The 19782-nt window shown below is 64.1% G+C and carries 20 protein-coding genes and 1 pseudogene; 8 read left to right on the top strand and 13 right to left on the bottom strand.

Annotation, left to right across the window (positions count from 1 at the left end; all coding sequences use genetic code 11):
- Positions 1 to 63 precede the first annotated feature (63 nt).
- From AC07XB_RS35075 to AC07XB_RS35065, 3 genes are all read right to left on the bottom strand, one after another.
- Positions 64 to 813 carry a carbon-nitrogen hydrolase family protein gene (locus tag AC07XB_RS35075; RefSeq protein ID WP_492831445.1) on the bottom strand — a complete coding sequence of 250 codons (750 nt, stop codon included), beginning with the start codon at positions 811 to 813 and terminating at the stop codon, positions 64 to 66.
- A 403-nt stretch (positions 814 to 1216) separates the two neighbouring features.
- Complete coding sequence (locus AC07XB_RS35070) at positions 1217 to 2152, bottom strand: amidohydrolase family protein (protein WP_492831446.1); 936 nt, start codon at positions 2150 to 2152, stop codon at positions 1217 to 1219.
- 492 nt (positions 2153 to 2644) lie between these two features.
- The gene (locus tag AC07XB_RS35065; RefSeq protein ID WP_492831447.1) at positions 2645 to 3706 is read right to left on the bottom strand and encodes a PRTRC system protein F; all 1062 of its coding nucleotides are present in this window, start codon (positions 3704 to 3706) and stop codon (positions 2645 to 2647) included.
- On the opposite strand from AC07XB_RS35065, the gene AC07XB_RS35060 reads away from it, so the two are divergent.
- The 8 genes and pseudogenes from AC07XB_RS35060 to AC07XB_RS35025 form a co-directional block, all read left to right on the top strand.
- Positions 3701 to 4015, top strand: coding sequence for a hypothetical protein (locus AC07XB_RS35060; protein WP_493688176.1), 315 nt, complete (start codon positions 3701 to 3703; stop codon positions 4013 to 4015). The genes AC07XB_RS35065 and AC07XB_RS35060 overlap by 6 nt on opposite strands.
- Positions 3963 to 4559: a 1-acyl-sn-glycerol-3-phosphate acyltransferase gene (locus tag AC07XB_RS35055; RefSeq protein WP_492831449.1), complete on the top strand. Its 597-nt coding sequence runs from the start codon at positions 3963 to 3965 to the stop codon at positions 4557 to 4559. The genes AC07XB_RS35060 and AC07XB_RS35055 overlap by 53 nt, the downstream gene beginning before the upstream one ends.
- A gap of 315 nt (positions 4560 to 4874) precedes the next feature.
- Positions 4875 to 5009, top strand: a complete 135-nt coding sequence (locus tag AC07XB_RS35050; protein ID WP_492831450.1) for a hypothetical protein — start codon at positions 4875 to 4877, stop codon at positions 5007 to 5009.
- 3 nt (positions 5010 to 5012) lie between these two features.
- Positions 5013 to 5504 (top strand): hypothetical protein, encoded by a 492-nt coding sequence (locus AC07XB_RS35045; protein WP_492831451.1) that lies wholly within the window; start codon positions 5013 to 5015, stop codon positions 5502 to 5504.
- A 45-nt stretch (positions 5505 to 5549) separates the two neighbouring features.
- The gene (locus AC07XB_RS35040) at positions 5550 to 6107 is read left to right on the top strand and encodes a phospholipase D family nuclease (RefSeq protein ID WP_492831468.1); all 558 of its coding nucleotides are present in this window, start codon (positions 5550 to 5552) and stop codon (positions 6105 to 6107) included.
- 13 nt (positions 6108 to 6120) lie between these two features.
- The gene (locus AC07XB_RS35035; RefSeq protein ID WP_492831452.1) at positions 6121 to 6369 is read left to right on the top strand and encodes a hypothetical protein; all 249 of its coding nucleotides are present in this window, start codon (positions 6121 to 6123) and stop codon (positions 6367 to 6369) included.
- A gap of 118 nt (positions 6370 to 6487) precedes the next feature.
- Complete coding sequence (locus tag AC07XB_RS35030; RefSeq protein WP_492831453.1) at positions 6488 to 6841, top strand: DUF1173 family protein; 354 nt, start codon at positions 6488 to 6490, stop codon at positions 6839 to 6841.
- Positions 6823 to 7659 (top strand): annotated as a pseudogene (locus tag AC07XB_RS35025) (aldehyde dehydrogenase family protein); the annotation flags it as partial. The gene AC07XB_RS35030 and the pseudogene AC07XB_RS35025, both read left to right, overlap by 19 nt.
- 170 nt (positions 7660 to 7829) lie before the next feature.
- Here AC07XB_RS35025 and AC07XB_RS35020 read toward each other — a convergent pair.
- The 10 genes from AC07XB_RS35020 to AC07XB_RS34975 all read right to left on the bottom strand — a co-directional run.
- Positions 7830 to 9272 (bottom strand): NAD-dependent succinate-semialdehyde dehydrogenase, encoded by a 1443-nt coding sequence (locus tag AC07XB_RS35020; RefSeq protein WP_492831454.1) that lies wholly within the window; start codon positions 9270 to 9272, stop codon positions 7830 to 7832.
- A gap of 44 nt (positions 9273 to 9316) precedes the next feature.
- A complete protein-coding gene (locus AC07XB_RS35015) occupies positions 9317 to 10294 on the bottom strand; it encodes a Bug family tripartite tricarboxylate transporter substrate binding protein (protein WP_492831455.1) in 978 nt (325 codons plus the stop codon).
- Between the two features lie 48 nt (positions 10295 to 10342).
- Complete coding sequence (locus tag AC07XB_RS35010; protein ID WP_492831456.1) at positions 10343 to 10714, bottom strand: RraA family protein; 372 nt, start codon at positions 10712 to 10714, stop codon at positions 10343 to 10345.
- 10 nt (positions 10715 to 10724) lie between these two features.
- Entirely contained in the window at positions 10725 to 12452 is a 1728-nt protein-coding gene (gene araD / locus AC07XB_RS35005; protein ID WP_492831457.1) for an L-arabinonate dehydratase, read from the bottom strand.
- A gap of 101 nt (positions 12453 to 12553) precedes the next feature.
- Positions 12554 to 14128 (bottom strand): galactarate dehydratase, encoded by a 1575-nt coding sequence (gene garD / locus AC07XB_RS35000; protein ID WP_492831458.1) that lies wholly within the window; start codon positions 14126 to 14128, stop codon positions 12554 to 12556.
- Positions 14129 to 14162: 34 nt separating this feature from the next.
- Entirely contained in the window at positions 14163 to 15119 is a 957-nt protein-coding gene (locus AC07XB_RS34995) for a Bug family tripartite tricarboxylate transporter substrate binding protein (RefSeq protein WP_492831459.1), read from the bottom strand.
- A 44-nt stretch (positions 15120 to 15163) separates the two neighbouring features.
- Positions 15164 to 16681 (bottom strand): CoA-acylating methylmalonate-semialdehyde dehydrogenase, encoded by a 1518-nt coding sequence (locus AC07XB_RS34990; protein ID WP_492831460.1) that lies wholly within the window; start codon positions 16679 to 16681, stop codon positions 15164 to 15166.
- 89 nt (positions 16682 to 16770) lie between these two features.
- Entirely contained in the window at positions 16771 to 18195 is a 1425-nt protein-coding gene (locus AC07XB_RS34985) for an FAD-binding oxidoreductase (RefSeq protein ID WP_492831461.1), read from the bottom strand.
- A 9-nt stretch (positions 18196 to 18204) separates the two neighbouring features.
- Entirely contained in the window at positions 18205 to 19035 is an 831-nt protein-coding gene (locus AC07XB_RS34980; protein ID WP_492831469.1) for an aldolase/citrate lyase family protein, read from the bottom strand.
- A 3-nt stretch (positions 19036 to 19038) separates the two neighbouring features.
- Positions 19039 to 19782 (bottom strand): Bug family tripartite tricarboxylate transporter substrate binding protein (locus tag AC07XB_RS34975; RefSeq protein WP_493688174.1); only part of this gene is annotated, 744 nt, incomplete at its 5' end.

Below are 19782 nucleotides of genomic sequence, written 5' to 3'. Positions count from 1 at the left end.
CAAGCTTCGCTTGCCCGGCCCCCAAGCACGGCGTGGCGATACAGATGCACCACTCAAATTGGTTCATCGCAACGAGACGACTTCGCCGTGCCAGCCGACGTCGGCCCTGCTCGCGACGACCAACGCGGCCCCTGGTCCGTCCGCCGCGACGACGCAGCGGCCGTGCTCGTCCCAAAACGCACTCTTGCCTATGGATGACCATCCGCCTGTGTCTGCGCCGTGGTTAGCCATCAGCACGGCGAAGCGGTGCTGTGCCGCATAGCGCCGGAGCAACGCGGTATCCGCAGCGTAACCGTTCGCGGTGAATAGCACGCCCGCCGCGTACAGGATCGCACCCATGGTGGATGCTTGCGCTGCATGCTCTGGATGGCCCGTGTCCGCACAAACGGCGAGCGCGACAGTCTCGCCGTCAACGGAAATCGGCGGCCCGCCCGATCCGGGCGCGAAGGTCGCGTCTTCTCCTGGATGCAGGTATTGCTTCGTGTAGTTGGTGACCTTGCCGTCCGGTGTCAACGTCAGCGCGCCGATCCGCATCCCATCGTCGAAGCGCAAGGGAGCGCCCACGACGGCGGTCAGTCCGCTTCGCGTGCATTCGTGACGCAGGGGCGCGAGTCGCGCGTCGTCGTCGCGGATTGCGACTTCGCTCGCAATGGTGCTCTCGTATCCGGTCAGCGAAAGCTCGGGAAAGACGACGAGGCGCGCGCGTCTCGCGGCGGCTTCGCGTAAAAACGCGAGATGCCGGTCGACGTTCTGCTGTATGTCACCGGCGACGGAAATGGATTGGGCTGCTGCTACGACGAAAGGCACTGACATCGTGGGGGATCTCTCAACGGTAAATCGGATAAGACGTTCGGAATGCGGCTCGGGGTCCATCGACCGCCATCACATTACCCCGTGTCGCCCTGGCCGCACAAAGTGGGGAACGCAATACCGAATAAGAACATCGAGATTGTCGACGATCAAGACACCAATGTCGAACGAGCGAAACTGGCCGGGATCGCCCGTGCAGGCGGGCAACCCGGACATTCGTTAGATTAAAGACGGATGCGCGCCTCTGCGGGCGGACATCCCACAACAATTAGCAGTATCTGCCGTTATCGCGCAAGCCCCGATTTTTCCGGCCCAAGGCGCGAAAAATCGGGGAGTGTCGCAGTTGGGCTCATGATGACGTTACCTTTTGGTCGTGGCTGAACGCATCGCCGTGCGCGCGGAAGAATCAGGCCCAGTTCAAGCGGTTAAGGATCGCACGCCCCATGACCCAGTCCTTGTCCTCCTCGGACAGGAAGTTGAGTTCCTCCGTGAAGTGCGTGATGCGCTGGCGGTAGCTGGCCTTGGCGAACGAGTTCGTCATGTCCGTCCCCCAATAGCAGCGCTGCGGACCGTATGCGTCGAACACGCGGCGCAGGTGCACAGTCATATCGCGGAACGGATATGACTCGCGCGAAGCGTTGGGGGCTGACGACATCTTGACGCTGACGTTTGGGTACTTGGCGAGCGCGACCGCCTGATCGATCACGGTCGGTATCGTTGCCTTCTTGTCTCTCCAGACTTCCCGTGAGACGCCCATGTGGTCAATGATCAGCGTCAGCTGCGGATGGCGCTCCGCAATAGTGGCGAACAGCGGCAGCGTACCCGCGGTAAGAAACATGACCGGAAGGCCGGCTTTCTCGGCCGCTGGCCAGAACCAGTCGGCGGTGCCGTCCGTGAGCCAAGCGGCTGCGCCGCTGACAAACGACAACCGAACACCGAGCATCCCAGGCTGCTCCCTCCACTTGGGTAGTAGCGCCGCCGATTGCGGATTCTTGAGCGGGATGCGTCCCATGACGGCAAAGCGATTGGGATACCTCTTGACCGCCTCCAGACCGTAATCGTTACGATCACCGGCCCATGACGGCGGAACGACGACGACGCGATCCACGCCGGCTTCGTCCATCATCGGCACCAGCTTCTCGATGGTGAAGGGTTCTGGAAGCTGCGGCACCGCGCCGGGGACCCACCGCCAGTCCCTTGTTTCCGCCGTCCATAGGTGGATTTGGGCATCCACGATCATTCGCTTGCGCGCGGCTTGCGCGGGTATCTGCTGGCATCCTTGCGTTGCGAGAGCCAAGCCTGCGCTAAGCGCGCTACCAACGAAACGGCGACGTGAAATCATATGCGGAGCCTCCCTGGTAATGGGAGCTTGCTGGATTTCTGGAGCGCGGGTCCTAGGATCGGCGATTGAACATTTATTATGCTCGCAAATCCACTACGATGTAGCACTTCCGTCGATACAAGGCGCGCTCCGGGCACCTCAGTGACCGTTTCTCGGTGTGGATGCAGAGCTCGTGCCACTGACCGGAACTGGCCGAACTGAGCCGTCGGATCGTTCCCTGAACTATACCGTCTCCGCCGCCACCGCTCCCCCATCCCGCAAGCCGCCGAAAAACAGAAAAGCCGCCCCCCAACATGGGGAGCGGCTGATTGCTGTGGGCGAGGCCCCGGGGACTGCTAACGGGTTACGCGCATGGCGCCGCCGCCGGACACGAGCATCACCCGATCGCCTGGGGCAAACGGTTGATCTGCATCCTGCGTGATGGCCACAAGTCGCCCCAGATCTGTGCGAACGACAATTTCGCAGCCCTGTCGGCTGGGGTTCGACGCGCGTTCAGCAACCTGCTGCGCGACGAGTGAAGGCGGCGTACTGGCGTCGGATGGCCGAAGGTTCCTGTGCAATCGGGATGAAACCCAAGTGCATCGTCGCCTCGCCGCCGTCCCACTCGTATTGATAGATGTCGTCGAAGAGCTGCAGGACCCGCTCGACGTTCTCCCAGACCAGCACGGCCGCTGAGTACACAGGACGTACGTCGTAGCCATAGCTGAGGAGATCCCGGCCCCGCGCCCTGCTAATCAGGTTGCGGAGCAGGATCAGCTCTCGGCAGAGCCGTGCCATGCCTCGCCGACTGGTCAACGATTCCAGCGTAGCGACGTCGAGACCGAAGTCCCGGCGATCTCTGCGTCGGCGCCGACCTGTCGGGGTTAGGCGAAGCGCAGCGGGAACAAGCTCCGCACGCACGACCGACGGCAAGTAGCGCTGCATTGTTTCCTGGTCCTCGTCAAAGCGCTCCTTCAGCCACTCAAGGCTGTCGGCGTCCGACTCTGTCTCGTCCCCCTCCCAATAGAAATGGGCAAAGTGAGAGAGCAGCTCGCTCGGCATCCTGATCCAGGCAGTCCGCCATGACGCCGCTTCGATGAGACGCAAGGCGGCCGCCAGCAGCTGCGGGTAGGGATGGCGGTAGCCGGAGAGCACCGTGATCGGCTGGTCGATGCCGAAGTACCGCAGCCAGCCATAGACACCGCGCAGGATATCCAGTGTCACCGGATCGATCTGGACCGCGAAGTTCAGTTGAACATCACACAGCACCCGGCAAAGCGCAACGTACCCCTCCGGGATCAGTTTGCCGTCAGCCCAATAGACCGCCTTAGCGGATTCCCGCCCGCGCAAGAGCCACAGCACGCGGGGCTGCGACCAGAAGTCCCCGCCCCATCCCGGAATCGGGAGGGTCAGGCCGGCGACGACCGCCGCGCTGTGCTGCAGGAACCGCCGTCGCGCGGGCACGAGCAGGTCGTCGTTCGGATTGGGAAGCATGGAGCAGGAAGGGAACTGAGCGAGCCTCCATGATCGCGGCCAATCACCATCACCTTTGGCCGATTGCGCACGGAAATGCATCCGCTTTCCACGCGTGCGGCAGCTTCCCTGAATCCGAAGCGTTTTCCCGACCGAATTGCGGGTTGCGCAGGTCAAATCCGGCGAGATGATCGAACGGTCTACAACGCGACCGAATCGATCATGTCATTCACCCTCAACCCGCACGCACTGGATCCGAAGCTCGGCTTCGACATCGGCTTCGACTATGCTCGACGCGGGCTCTATCTACCGTCGAGCGTCCGCGATGCCGGCGACGCGCTGCCGCCGCACATTTTCCATGGGACACCGCTACGGCACGCAGAAGTTCCAGCTGAACCGGCCACGCGGTGATCGCTTCGTCCGCAAATGGCTGCAGTTGCGCGTCAACGCGTGGCGTTGCGAGCGCCATTTCGACGAACGGATCACGCCGGACTATCTGCGCACCATCGACCTGATCGTCGTGGCCAATCACGTGAGCCTGCTGGACGGGGTCCTGATCGCGCTAGCCAGCCCGGTACCGCTGACGTTCGCGGTCGACCCGGACTATGCACGCCATTCCCGCCTCGCGATGGCGGGCATGCGGGCGCTCTCCCGGCTGGGCTTCGGTCAGGTGGTCCCCCTGGGCAGCAGCGCTCCATTCGCCTTGCGGGCACTCCGGAACCGCCTTCACGCCGGCGAAGCGGTAATGCTGTTTCCGGAAGGAGCGATCCGGCCCGGTACCGCCCCGCTGCCCGAGCAGCCCGGCGTCGCCTGGCTCTCGCACTGGACCGGTGCGGCGACGATCCACATTGAGATCGGTGGCGCGGAGCAGAGCCGCCTGTTCGCGAAGGCTGGCACGCGCTGGTGGCCGGCGATCACGCTTGCGTTCCGCCGGCGTGTGGAGGTGGTCCGGTGAAACGGCCCGCGAAGGCCGCGGCAGAGATCGACCGGCCTGGCCGACCCGTGACCCGGTTTCGGTGCGTCGTGTGTGGCCATCTGTCGGCAGGGCGAATCCCTGGCCGCGGGCGTGGCGACCGGACCTTCCGCTATCCGCGGCGCCACCAGATCGACGGCCAGGTTTGCGATGGCTGCTTCCGTGAGGCCGAATGGGGCGAACTCGAGGGAGCGCCTTGATTCCCTGACCGCACTCTTCCCCTCACTCGTGGGACTTGTGCCGGCCAGACCCGGGAGTAACTTATCTGGACGGCTTATAGACAGGGAGGAGGTTCCGATGAACCAAGAAAACACGACACACGAAGCCATGGCGCAGCAGCGCTGCACCGTCGGGGTCCGGCTGGCGGTCGGGCTCGGCACGCTGGTGACGGTGGCCGCAATTGCCACGCTTTCCCGCCTGCAGGTTATCTAGCAAATGGGCGACAACTTCGCCCTCATTATGGATACACACAACATGATTCGCCAACACGATATTCGCCGCGCGACCCTCCGACAGGAAGCGAACCAGTACTGGTCATCGGTCGTCTTTTCCGAATGCATGGCCACGGGGATGCTCGCCGCCGCCTGCATCCTGATCGGCATGAATCCGTACGCCAGCCTGGCCCTCGCGGCGCTGGTCGGCTTCCTTGTGCTGTCGAGCGCGCGTGCGCGCCGACTCATCGGCTGGGTCTCGACCGCGCTCTACACGCTCATGGGTGCCTATGCCGGCTATGCATGCGAGTCCTGGGCGCTCGGAATCATCCTATCGATCTTCGTCTTCCTGCTGTCCTCGGGCCTGGACGACATGGGCAACCAGCACTACGACGACCTGCAGTCGCGCTCGCTGAGCGACGGACGTGCGAATCGGCACGCTTTTCCCCTGCCTTTTGCGGGCGTCCCCTCAGCGATGGCGGGCAACAATGGATGAACCCACCCGCCATTGCCCCTCCGAAGAATCACCCTATGCCTAAACATCCTCTTGCCGCTGCTGCCCGGGCTGGCACACGCATTCAGCTTTGGCTTTCCCGAAGCGGCGTCTGCCGTCGTCACCACTTCGATCGATATCGAGGCGGCCTTTTCCCCTGAAGCCGGCGCGCTCGAGCTCGTGCTCAAGGTGATTGGATCGGCCAAGCAATCGATCCGCGTGTCCGCCTACAGCTTCACCTCCGCCCCCGTCACGAAAGCGCTGATGGACGCCCGCCGGCGCGGCGTGGACGTGCAGATGGTAGTCGACCAGCGCAACAATCTGGTGGAGGACCGTAGCGGCAAGGCCGCCGCCGCACTCGGCGCGCTGGTAACCGCCGGCATCCCGGTGTGCACCGTCAGCACGTTTGCCATTCACCACGACAAATTCCTGTGTGTCGATGGCCGCACGGTCGAAACCGGTAGCTTCAACTACAGCGATGCCGCGGCCCGGCGAAACAGCGAAAACGTGCTGGTGATCGGGGACCGGCCCGACCTGGCGAGGCGCTATCTGCAGCATTGGCAGAGCCGCTTTAACGCCGGCGTGCCCTACCGCCCGAACTACTAGGAACCACACGACCATGTACCCGTGCCAGTGCGTGGCGTGCAGCCGGGGGACCCTCCGCCCGCGCGACTCGGATCCGGAAGGGCATGCCGCCGAGGTTCGGCGCTCCGCCGCGCTGGGCTATGGCCGCAGCGACCTGGAGCTGTTGCCGCTGCGCTTCCTTCCCGTGCTGTCGATCCGGGAGTGCGACCCGTTCACCCGTGCCGAAGCCGCTGTGATCGTCGAGCGGCGCCGTTGGCTTGCCCACGCAGGAGGCAGCGAATGAGCCATCTTGTACACATCCTGGGCCAGCCCTATGCCCTCTCCGATCTGATAGAGAGCGACAGCGACTACTACGCGGTGCTCGAGCGCGCGAAGCGCACCGTTGGCCATGCCGAGTGCGGATGTATCGGCAGTTCTCCCTTCCCGAAGCTGCAGATCCGTCGCCACGGACGTCCTACCCGCTGGCCAGATGGCCTGAACAGGCGCACCTGCACGCGAAGGATTGCCCATTCGGGCGAGCCTGGGGCACGCGTCCGGAAGGCACCGTCTCGACGGCGCCGTTCGCGGTCAAGGACGGGACACTGGATATCCGCCTGGATCTGGCCTTGACCGTGATGCCGCGCGATGCACCGACGGGGCCGGCCGAGGCGGTAGCGGGCGATCGCAGCCATAGCGCTCGGCGAACGGCAGGGCTGCTGGCCTTGCTGGAGTATGCCTGGGAGACTGCCGGGCTGAATACCTGCCAGGCGCGGTGATCGTGCCGCACATGCTCGCGTCGGGCAAGATCAACGTGCTCGCGCTGATCGGGTCGAGTAAGGTCGCCGATCACCTAAAGAAACAGCATCCGAAGTCGCACCGGCTACGCGCGATTCTCGGGCTCGACGCGAAGAACGCGGCGATCGTGCTGCCGGACGCGGATCTCGAACTGACCGTGAAGGAGTGCCTCCTCGGCGCGCTTTCATTCAACGGGCAGCGCTGCACAGCGCTGAAGATGCTGCTCGTGCATCGGTCGATCGTCGGCCCGTTCCTGATGCGGTTTTCCGAGGAACTCGCGAAGATGAAGATCGGCATGCCGTGGGAGAAAGGCGTTGGGATTACGCCGCTGCCGGGAGTGCATCGCACCGCTTACATGACCGAGGCGATCGACGACGCGAAGGCGAAGGGCGCGCAGGTGGTGAACGCGTCGGGCGGCGTGTTCTGCAAGACGTTGTTCTATCCGGCCGTCGTGTATCCCGTTTTCGAAGGGATGATGCTGTATCGCGAGGAACAGTTCGGGCCGATCATTCCGGTTGCACCGTTCGATGACGTGGAAGTCGCGCTCGATTACGTGACGACGTCGGAGCACGGGCAGCAGGTCAGCATCTTCGGATCCGATCCGAAACAGATCGGCGCGCTCGTCGATCCACTCGTGAATCAGGTCTACCGCGTGAACATCAACTGCTAGTGCCAGTGCCAGTGCCAGTGCCAGTGCCAGCGCGGGCCGGACGTGTTTCCGTTCGCGGGGCGCAAGGATTCGGCCGAGGGCACGCTGTCCGTCACAGACGCCCTGCGCGCGTTCTCGATTCGCTCGATGGCGGGCCGAGGTGGGCGGCAGCGCATCGAGCTGGGCCAAAAAGCTCTCGCCCGGCACGGTGAGGAGCTGCTTGACGCCGTGCACGAGCAACGGGTCCACCACCAACTGACCGCCGGTGCGTTCGCGCGGCGCGGCGGGCGTATTACGGGATTGCGTCGTACCGATACAAGTCAGACACCCACCACAGATACTGCTTTAGTGTTGAGGTAAGTTTCCATCGCTTCTAGGCCTCCTTCCGTGCCGTAACCCGAATCCTTAATACCCCCGAAGGGCAGCTCTGCCGAAGGCAAAGCGGGCTGGTTGACCCACAGCATTCCGGCCTCCACGCGATCGGCGAGCAAATGCACGTTCTTAATCGAGCGCGTAAAGGCATAAGCTGCCAGTCCGTAGGGCAGGCGATTGGCCTCGGCAATTGCCTCTTCCAGTCGATCAAAGGTCAGCACGCCTGCGACGGGGCCGAACGGTTCATTGTTGAACAGGTCGCATTCGGTCGTCAGGTTGCTGATGATGGTCGGCGCAAAGAAGTTGCCTGCGCTGCCCACGCGCTCGCCGCCAGTGAGGATGTCGGCGCCGCGTTGGCGGGCGTCGGCCACCAATTTCTGCATGGCTGCTACGCGGCGTGGATTGGCCAATGGACCCAGGGTCGTACCTTCGGCGAGGCCATCGCCGAGCTTGAGTGTCTGCGCATGCTGTGTGAACGCCTTTGTGAATTCGTTGACCACACTGCTATGCACCAGGAAGCGCGTGGGCGAGATACAGACCTGTCCCGCGTTGCGGAACTTGGCTGCACCAACGGTCTTTACGGACAGTGCTATATCGGCGTCCTCGGCCACGATCACGGGGGCATGGCCGCCCAGTTCCATGGTCACGCGCTTCATATGCTGGCCCGCCAACGCTGCCAGCCGCTTGCCCACAGCGGTGGAGCCAGTGAATGTCACTTTGCGAATCACAGGATGAGGGATAAGGTAGCCGGAAATCTCCCCGGGATCGCCAAAAACTAGGCCGACCACACCAGCCGGAATACCTGCATCGACGAAGCAGCGCATCAGCTCGGCCGGTGCGGCTGGCGTTTCCTCGGGGGCCTTGCACAGGAAGGAGCAGCCAGTGGCCAGTGCGGCACCAATCTTGCGCACAATTTGATTGATAGGGAAGTTCCAGGGCGTAAAGGCCGCCACGGGCCCCACGGGCTCCTTGATCACCAGTTGTTGTGCGGCAACGTTGCGGCCCGGCACGATGCGCCCATACACACGGCGGCCCTCGTCAGCGAACCATTCGATAATGTCAGCGCCTGCATTTACTTCAGTGCACGCCTCGGCTAACGGCTTGCCATTTTCCTGTGTCAGCAGGCGAGCGATGCAGTCAGCGCGTTCGCGCAGCAGAGCGGCAGCGCGCCGCATGACGGCCGCGCGCTCATAGACCGAAGCGTCGCGCCAAATCTCAAAGCCTTTTCGCGCAGCGGCTAGCGCGCGGTCAAGTTCAGTGATGCCGGCATGGGCCACGGTGCCGATGACCTGACCCGTGGCTGGGTTGCGCACTTCGATGGTCTTGCCACTGGCGGCATCGACCCATTCGTTGGCGATCAGGAGTTGGACGTTGGGGTAGGAGGCGCTCATGTGATGTGTCTCTTGCAAGGTTCAAAAAGTCAAGTTGCCGCAGGTCACTGATCAAGGCGAATGTTGGCTGCTTTGATCACGCTGCTCCAGAGCTTCTGCTCCGAGCGCACGAAGCCGGCGAACTCGGCAGGAGCCATGGGCATGGGCTGGATACCCAACTCCTCCAGCTTGGCGCGCATCTCGGGATGCTTGAGCGCGGCTACGAGGTCCTTGTTCAGCTTGTTCACCACGCTTTCTGGGAGCTTGGCTGGGCCGACGAAACCCTGCCACGCATAGGCCTCGAAACCTGGCACGCCGGCCTCGGCCATGGTGGGCACATCGGGAAGCAGCGGCAGGCGCTGCGGCGTGGCCACGGCCAGCACGCGAACCTTGCCGCTCTTGATCATCGAAAGGCTGGGCGGCAAGTCCACGAACATGGTTTGGACCTGCCCGGCCATCAGGTCCTGCAGCGCGGGGGCCGAGCCCTTGTAGGGCACGTGCATTAGGTCGGTGCCCGTACGCTGCTTGAACAGTTCCAGGGCCACGTGTTGCGGAGAGCCGGCTCCCGGCGTCGCGTTGGAGATGGCGCCAGGAGATTTTTTCACGATCGCGAGCAACTCCTGTACGTTCTTCGCTGGGAAGTTGGGCGTGACGGCGAGCACTAGCGGCATCTTGCCCAGGCCGCCGATGAGTGTGAAATCCTTGTTTGCGTCGTAGGTCAGCGAAGCGTACATCGCGGGGTTGAATGCCAGCGTGCCCGAATCGGCCGTGCCCACGGTGTAGCCGTCAGGCTGCGAACGCGCGATGAGAGTAGCGCCGATGATGGTGGCTGCGCCGGGCCTGTTCTCCACCACCACGGGCTGGCCCAGGTCCCGGCCCATGCGGGTGGCGAGGTTGCGCGCGATCACGTCGGTGGTGCCGCCAGGCGCATAGGGCACGACCCATTTCACGGGCTGGTTGGGATAGGGGCCGTTTTGGGCGTGGGCGCCCATGCTGCAGACGAGCAACGCTGCGGCCATCGAACGGATGATGTGGTGCTTCATGATGTGTCCTCGGATCGTTTAAAATGAAATGCGTTAGCGTCGACAAACCTAGCGCCATGCGGCAAAGTCGGTGCGCCTGTTCTCGTCGGTGGGCGGGTACAGGCCCAGGATGGGGCGGCCTTCCATCCCCTTTTCCTGCACGAAGTCCTCGAACACGGTCATCTCAGTCGCCTCGGCGGCGATCTTGCCGGGGATCACGCCCTCGGATTCGCCCACGACCACGTCAGCGGAGAACACCGGCGCGTCCTCGCGCGCAGGCATATAGCGCAGCGTAAAGGCCTCACCCACCATGTTGGGCGGGCCGGAGTTCAATGGCCGCACGTCCTGGATGAACTGGTTGTGCATGCCGCCCTTGACAAGCACGGTACACAGCGTCGCGGTGCTCACGTTCATGAGCCGGGCCCGGGTTGTCGGGTTCATAGGGCTTCAATCAGAAGATGTCGGGCTCGGGAACGGCCTTGCCGAAGGTGGTTTCGAGAAAGTCGAAGTCACAACCTTCGTTAGCCTGCAAGATGTGGCGGCCGAACATCCAGCCGTAGCCGCGCTCGTAGCGCGCGGGCGGCGGCGTCCACTGTGCCTTGCGACGGCCAAGTTCCTCGTCGCTGACTTCCAGGTGGATACTGCGGGAGGGTACGTCCACGGTAATGCGGTCGCCGGTCTTCACCAGCGCCAGCGGGCCGCCGATGGCCGCCTCGGGCGAGCAATGCAGCAGGCAGCCGCCATAGCTGGTGCCGCTCATGCGTGCGTCCGACAGGCGCAGCATGTCCGAGACGCCCTGCTTGAGCAGCTTAGTGGGGATGGGCAGCATACCCCATTCGGGCATGCCCGCGCCGCGTGGGCCGGCGTTGCGCAGCACCAGGATGTCGTCGCCGGTCACGTCCAGGTCAGGGTCGTCCACGGCCAGCTTGAGGCTGGGATAGTCGTCGAACACCAGCGCCCGGCCGGTGTGCCGCAGCAGATGCGGCGCGCAAGCGCTGGGCTTGATGACCACACCGTCGGGCGCTAGGTTGCCGCGCAGCACGGCGAGCGCGCCTTCGGCGTAGATGGGATTGTCGAGCGGCCGGATCACGTCGTCGTGGTAGACTTCGGCGCCCGCGATGTTCTCGCCGATGGTCTGGCCATTGACGGTCAGGGCCTCCGTCTTGAGGTGGGAGCGGATGCGTTCCAACAGGGCGCGCAAGCCGCCGGCGTAGAAGAAGTCCTCCATCAAGTAGGCATCGCCACTGGGCCGGATGTTGGCGATCACGGGCACGCGGCGGCTGAAGGCGTCGAAATCATCCAGGCTCACCGGGTGGCCGGCGCGGCGCGACATGGCGATCAGGTGGACGATGGCATTGGTGCTGCAGCCCATGGCCATGGCGCAGGCGATGCCGTTCTCGAAATTGGCGCGCGTGAGCAGTCTCGCGGGCGTGAGGTCTTCCCACACCATCTCGACGATGCGACGGCCGCACTCGGCGCTCATGCGGATGTGGTTGGCGTCGGGCGCGGGGATGCTGGATGCGCCCGGCAGCGCCAGACCGACGGCCTCTGCGATGCCCATCATGGTGGCGGCCGTGCCCATAGTCATGCAGGTGCCGTGGCTGCGCGCGATGCCGGCCTCCATCTCGGCCCAGGCCTGGTCGGACAGGCGGCCCGCGCGGCGCTCGTCCCAGTACTTGAAGGCGTCCGAGCCCGAACCCAGCACCTTGCCCGTCCAGTTGCCGCGCAGCATGGGGCCGGCGGGTAGGTAGATGAACGGGATGCCCATGGACAACGCCCCCATGGTCAGGCCGGGCGTGGTCTTGTCGCAGCCGCCCATGAGTACCGCGCCGTCCACCGGATGGCTGCGCAGCAGTTCCTCGGTCTCCATCGCCAGGAAGTTGCGGTACAGCATGGTCGTGGGCTTGACCATGCTCTCGGATAGCGAGATGGCCGGAAGCTCCAGCGGGAACCCGCCCGCCTGCAGGATTCCACGTTTGACGTCGTCCACGCGCTGTTTGAAGTGTGCGTGGCATTGGTTGGCATCGCTCCAGGTGTTGACGATGGCGATCACGGGCTTGCCCATCCAGTCGTCGTAGCCATAGCCCATCTGCAGCACGCGCGAGCGGTGGCCGAAGGATCGGAAGTCGTCGGGGGCAAACCAGCGCGCGCTGCGCAGGCTCTCGTAGGGGCGTTTCATGAGGGCTGTCTCCTGACTCGGGGCAATGAGGCCCGAAAGCGGAGCTGACGTTGGCTCCGCATACTTTGTGGGTGGGTATGGCTCGGCAGGCCGCTTCGGCATCAGGTCACCGGTGCCGGGTTGAACAGCACGAGCTGGTTGTGCAGCTTCCAATGCTCAGCCCAGGGTTTTCTGCGGCCGCTGGCCACATCGAGCATCAGGTGGAACAGCTCCCAGCCCACGTCCTCAATGCTGGCCTCGCCGTCGGCGATCCGGCCGGCGTTCACGTCCATCAGGTCATGCCAGCGCCGTGCCAGGTCGCTTCGCGTGGCCACCTTGATCACCGGGCAGGCCGCCAGGCCATAGGGCGTGCCGCGCCCGGTGGTGAAGATGTGCAGATTCATGCCTGCCGCCAGTTGCAAAGTGCCGCAGATGAAGTCGGACGCCGGCGTGGCCGCGTAGGTCAGGCCCTTGGTCGCCAGCTTTTCGCCGGGCGCCAGCACGCCGCTGATCGGCGCCGAGCCCGACTTGATGATCGAGCCCATGGCCTTTTCGACGATGTTGGACAGGCCGCCCTTCTTGTTGCCCGGCGAGGTGTTGGCGCTGCGGTCCACACGGCCGCGCGCCAGGTAGGCGTCGTACCAGGCCATTTGGGCGATCAACGCCTCGGCCACCTCGGGAGTGGTTGCGCGGGCGGTAAGCTGAGCGATACCGTCACGCACCTCGGTCACCTCGGAGAACATCACGCTGGCGCCGGCACGCACCAGCAGATCGGAGGCAAAGCCCACGGCGGGATTGGCAGTGGCGCCGCTGAAGGCATCGCTACCGCCGCATTGCACCCCCACCACCAGCTCGCTCACCGGCACCGTCTCACGCCGTCGCACGTTTAGACGCTCCAGGTGTACACGGGCCTGGCGCATGATGGAGTCGATCATGCTCATGAAGCCCACGTGCGCTTCGTCCTGCAGGCACACCACATCCAGCCCCGGCTCGGCCTGCGGCGCCGCGTCGCGTGGCATCGGCACTAAGGGAGCCTCGGCTGGCAGCAGGCGTTCTGGTTGCAGCTTCTCGCAGCCCAGGCTGACCACCATCACCTCGCCGCCGAAGTTGGGGTTGCGGCTGATGTTGCGCAGCGTGCGGATGGGAATCACCGCGTCGGGCGCGTCGATGGCTACGCCGCAGCCGTAGCCATGCTCCAGGCCCACCACGTCGTCCACGTGGGGAAACTGCGGCAGCAGCTCGGACTTGATACGCTGCACGGCGGTTTCCACCACGCCCTGCACGCATTGCACCGTGGTGGTGATGGCCAGGATGTTGCGCGTGCCCACCGAGCCGTCGGCGTTGCGATAGCCCTCGAAGGTGTAGCCCGTAAGCGGCGCTGCTGCGGACGCGCTCTGCGTCGCCTTGGGCAGATCGTCGAGCGAGCGCGGCTCGGGCATGGCCAGCACCCGCTCATGGACCCAACTGCCGGCCGGTAGATCTTGCAGCGCGGTGCCTATCACGACGTTGTAGCGGCGCACCGGTGCACCCTTGGCGATGGGCTCCAGGGCCACCTTGTGGCCCTGGGGCACCCGCTCGATCAGGACAAGACCGTCGGCAAAGCGGGCTCCGGCGTCGAGGCCGCCGTCGTTGGCGACAATGGCAACGTTATCGCCGTCATGCATCTTGATAAAAAATGGCTTAGTGGTATCAGTCATGGTGTTTTCAGTCTGTGATCGTGATGAGCAGCAATCAATCGATGCTGATCTTGCCGGTCTCGATCACCTTCTTCCAGCGCGCGAATTCGGCGGCCTGGAAGGCGGTGAACTGTTCAGGCGTATTGCCGACGACCTCGAAGCCCAGATCCCGCAGCCGAAGCTTGACTTTCGGATCGTTCAGACCTGCAACCAGCCCATCGTGTAGCTTGGCTTTGATGTCGGCGGGCAGGCCTCTGGGCGCTGCGAAGGCCTGCCACGAATAGACGGTCACGTTCTTGTATCCCAGCTCTTTCATGGTGGGTACGTCAGGCAGCAGTGGCGAGCGCTCAGAGCCGGTGATGGCCAGTGCCCGAAGCTTGCCGGCCTTGATGTTGGGCATGCCGGTGTTCATGAAGTAGGCGTCCACGTGGCCGGCCAGCAGATCAGCCATGGCGGGGCCTGCACCCTTGTACGGCACGTGCACGCCGCGAGTGCCCGTCTCCTGCCAGAACAATTCGGCCGTCAGGTGGTCGGAAGTACCATTGCCGGCCGAGGCAAAGGTCACCTTGCCGGGGTTGGCTTTGAGGGAAGCCAGCAAATCACCAAAGTTCTTGTAGGGCGACGCGGCGGGCACGGCCAGCACGTTGGGCGCTTGTACGGCTACGGTGATGTAGTCGAAATCATGGAGGGCGTCATAGCCAACGTTCTTGACCAGATGCGGGCTGAGCACAAACGGCCCCAACGATGAGACAAGCACCGTATAGCCATCGGGTGCAGCGCGCCGGGCCACGTTCGCAGCCAATACACCGCCTGCGCCAGGCTTGTTTTCCACGATCACGGTACCGCCCAGTTTTTCCTGGAGCTTCGGGATGAGCGTGCGTGCAACCAGGTCGGAAGAGCCACCAGGTGCGAATGAAACGAGCAGCGTAACGGGTCGAGCGGGCCAAGCCTGCGCAAGCGCGGCACCTGTCGCGACGAGCCCCAGGGCCAACGTGGCAAGAAAACGTCTCATCGTGTTGTCTCCTGTGTGGTGATGCAGTAAGGAAAAGATGTGGGTTACCGGCTGCTCGGGAAACTGAACACCGCTCCCTCGCGCAGACCGGCCGAGGGCCAGCGCTGCGTGATGGTCTTGCGCTTGGTGTAGAAGCGCACGGCGTCGGGGCCGTAGGCGTGCAGGTCGCCGAACAGGCTGCGCTTCCAGCCGCCGAAGGAGTGGTAGGCAACCGGCACCGGCAGGGGTACGTTCACGCCCACCATGCCGACCTGGATGTGGTCGGTGAAGTAGCGCGCCGCCTCGCCGTCGCGGGTGAAGATGCAGGTGCCGTTGCCATACTCGTGGTCGTCGATGAGCTGCATGCCGTCCTGCAGCGTCTTCACGCGCACGATGCCGAGCACTGGGCCGAAGATTTCCTCCTGGTAGATGCGCATGCCGGGCTTCACGTGGTCAAACAGGCAGGGGCCGAGGAAGTACCCTTCTTCATGCCCCTTGACCTTCAGGCCGCGGCCATCCACCAGCAGGGTGGCGCCTTCGACCACGCCGGCATCGACGTAGCCCTTGACCTTCTCGAAGTGGGGCTGGGTGACCAGCGGGCCCATGTCGTTGGCGTTGTCGGTGCCGGGGCCGACCTTCATTTTGGCGATCTCGGTCTTCAGGCCTGCGATCATCGCGTCGGCCGTGTCGTCCCCCACGCAGACGATCAGCGGTACCGCCATGCAGCGCTCGCCGCAGGAGCCGTAGGCCGCGCCCATCATGGCGCGCACGGCATTGCCGATATCGGCGTCGGGCATGACGATGGCGTGGTTCTTCGCGCCGCCCAGGGCCTGCACGCGCTTGCCATGCTTGCAGCCTTCCGAATAGATGTACTCGGCGATGGGTGTGGAGCCGACAAAGCTCACGGCCTTGACGCGCGGGTCGGCCAGCAGCGTGTCCACTGCTTCCTTGTCGCCGTTGACCACATTCAGCACGCCGGGCGGCAGGCCAGCCTCCAGTGCCAACTGAGCAATGAGCAAGGTGCTGCTCGGGTCGCGCTCGGAGGGCTTGAGCACGAAGGTATTCCCACAGGCCACGGCCATAGGCCACATCCACAGCGGCACCATGGCCGGGAAGTTGAAGGGCGTGATGCCGGCGGTGACGCCCAGCGCCTGGTGCTCCGCCCACGAGTCAATGCCGGGACCGACGTTGCGCGAATGCTCGCCCTTGAGCAGCTCGGGCGCGTAGCTGGCGTACTCCACGTTCTCGATGCCGCGCTGCAGCTCGCCATGCGCGTCGGCCAGCACCTTGCCGTGCTCGGCAGTGATGAGGGTGACGATCTCGTCGGCGTGCTGCTCCAGCAGCACCTTGAGCTTGCTCATCACGCGGGCGCGCTTGAGCGGGGGCGTATTGCGCCAGGCGGGGAAGGCGCGCTCGGCCGATGCGATGGCGGCTTCCACCGTGGCCTTGCTCGCCAGCGCCACATTGGTGGTGGATTGGCCCGTGGCGGGGTTGAACACCGGCTGGGTACGCTCGGTGTCGGCGACGATCTGGCCGTCGATCAGGTGGCCGATGGTAGGGGCGGTGGTTTGGTCGTTGCGCATGGTGGTTTCAAGCAAAAAAAGGCGGCTCCAGCGCCTATCCATCAAGCGCTAGCAACCATGAAAAAGGAATTCCACAGGGCTGGGGGCTACTACAAGACCTTGCCTGGGTTCATCAAGCCTTGTGGGTCGAGCGCCTGTTTGACGCGGCGCATCACGTTCAGCTCGGCCTGCGTCTTGTAGAGAGCCATCTCGTGGCGCTTGAGCTGGCCGATGCCATGCTCCGCGCTGATGCTGCCGCGCATCGCGGTCACGGCGTCATGGAGCAGCTTGTTGACGGCATCGGTCTCGCGTTGCCATGCGGCGGGCTCGATGCCGGCCGGTGCGCTGACGTTGAAGTGCAGGTTGCCGTCGCCCAGATGCCCGTAGACGATGGGCCGGGTACCGGGAAATGCCTGCTGCAACGCTGGCAGCATCTGCTCCACGAAGACCGGGATGCGCGAGATCGGCAGCGAGACGTCATGCTTGATGTTGCTGCCGTCCATCTGCTGGGCATGGGTGATGTTTTCGCGAAGCATCCACAGCGTCTGGCCTTGCGCCAGATTGCTTGCCAGTACCACGTCCTCCAGGCATGCGTCCGCCATGCAGGCCATCAGCGCGGCCTGCATGGCATCACGCAAGGTTTCGTCGCTGCCGCCGTCCGCCGCTTCCATCAACACGTACCAGGGCCAACTGCCCTCCAGCAGAGCAGGGGTGTCGGGGAAATAGCGGCGCACCAGATCAACCGCCGCACTGGAGATCAACTCGAACGCGGTGAAGCGCTCGCCCAGGTGGCCGCGCATGGCGCCCAGCAGCCGCACGGCCTGATTGATGGACGATACGCTCGCGAAGGCGACGACCTCGGCGCTCGGGGCTGGAAACAGTTTGACCGTGGCCGCCGTGATGATGCCGAGCGTGCCCTCCGCGCCGATGAACAATTGCTTGAGGTCGTAGCCCGTGTTGTCCTTGCGCAGCCCGCGCAGCAGGTCAAGGCGTTCGCCGTCCGGCAGCACCACTTCGAGGCCCAGAACCAAGTCGCGCATGTTGCCGTAGCGCAGCACCTGCACGCCGCCCGCATTGGTGGCGATGTTGCCGCCGATCTGGCAGGAGCCCTCGGCGCCCAGTGACAAGGGGAACAGCCGCCCCGCTGCCGCGGCTTGCTCCTGCAGGGTCTGCAGGATGCACCCCGCCTCCACCGTTGCAGTGTTGTTCTCGGGGTCGATTTCGAGAATGCGGTTGAGCCGGCCGAGCTGCAGAATGGCCTGCCGGCCACTGGCTGTGGGCACCGACGCGCCGCACATGCCCGTGTTGCCCCCCTGCGGCACCAGGGCCACGCCGGTGTGTGCTGCGAACCGCACGATCGCTTGCACTTCGTCGGTATTGGCGGGGCGCAGTACCGCCAGCGCCATGCCCTCGAACTTGTTGCGCCAGTCTCGGATGTAGGCGGACAGGTCATCGCCGCGCTCTTCGGAAAGGACATGGGCCTCTCCGATCAGTGCGCGCGCTTCAGCCAGCCAGGATTGAGGATCGAAAGACATGGGGCTTCCTCAATAGCTGCCGGCAGTCGCCGGCCTCACGGCGGCCGGGGCCTTCTCGCGAAAGCGCGCGGCCGCAGCATCCAGGCCATCGCGCAATAGGATCGTGTCCAGCGCCACGGCAACGAACTGGGCACCCAGCTCCAGGCACTCACGAGCGCGCGGCTCATCCACCATCAGGATGCCGGGTGCCTTGCCGCAAGCCCGAATGCGGCGGATCGCGTCATTGATGGCCTGGTCCACCGCAGGATGGCGCGCTTTGCCGGCGTACCCAAGACTAGCCGACAAGTCGGCCGGACCGATGAAGATGCCATCGATGCCATCGATTGCCGCAATGGCCTCGATCTGCTCTAGTGCCTCGGCGGTCTCCACCTGCACCAGCAAGCACAGTTCATCAGCGGCGCGGCTCACATAATCTGCTGTCCGCCCGAAATTGGACGCGCGGGTGGAGCCGCCCATGCCGCGAATACCCTCCGGCGCATAGCGCATAGCCCGCACTGCAGCCTGGGCCTCTTCTGCATTCTGTACGAAGGGCAACAGTAGTGTCTGCGCGCCGATGTCCAGATAGCGCTTGATCAGCACTGGATCGTTCCACGCGGGTCGCACGACAGGATGAACTGGCAACGTCCCAGGAGCTGGCTGTGCAGCTGCTGTGGCCTGAAGCTGGCTCAGCATCAAAGGAACATCGGTCGGCGTGTGCTCGGTGTCCAAAAGCACCCAATCGTAGCCGGCGCCTGCCACAAGTTCGGATACATAGGGGGACGGGATGGTGGACCACAATCCGATCTGCGCGCGCCCCGCTTGCAATGCGCGCTTGAAGTGATTCTTAGGTAGCATCTTGATAAGTCAATTGGCTCGGATGTTGGCTGTCTTCACTACGCTGGTCCATCGCTCGACCTCTCCCGCAATGAAGCTGGCGGCCTGTTCTGGCGTCCCGGACGTAGGCACGTTGTTTATTTTTGCCAGCTGGGCAACTACGTCCGGCTGAGCCAGAATTGCTTGGCACTCCTTATTAAGTCTGTGCACGATATCGGCTGGCATCCGGGCGGGACCGGATAAGCTGGTCCATGAGTAATTGACGATGCGAGGCTGCCCGGCCTCGGCCATCGTCGGTACATTTGGCAGATTTGCCATGCGCTGCGAGCCTGCTACCGCCAGCGCTTTGAGCTTGCCGCCCTGGACAAACGACACTGCGGAGGTCGCAGGCACAAACAACAGATCCACCTGCCCCCCCATCAAGTCTGTCATCGCAGGGACATCACCCTTGTATGGCACGGCATTCAGAGAAACGCCTGCGGTCTGTTTAAACAGCTCGGTGGTCATGTGCCCGGACGAGCCGATACCGGTCAGCGCCACGTTCAGCGAATTCGGCTTGGCCTTGGCCATCGCCACAAGCTCCGCCACACTGCTCGCCTTGAGCGTGGGCGAAGCTACCAGCAGAACCGGTGCACGGCTTAGCAACGCTATGTGGGTGAAATCCTTACGCGTGTCGTACTTCACGTTTGGATTGACGAGCTGGTTGGTCGCATGTGTTCCTGGCCCACCAATCACCAGGGTGTACCCATCAGGCTCTGCACGGGCTACGGCTTC

The organism is Cupriavidus sp. GW821-FHT02F09, from assembly GCF_059421605.1.
Note: the sequence above shows the minus strand (reverse complement) of the source record. Positions and strands in the feature narration are given on the sequence as shown.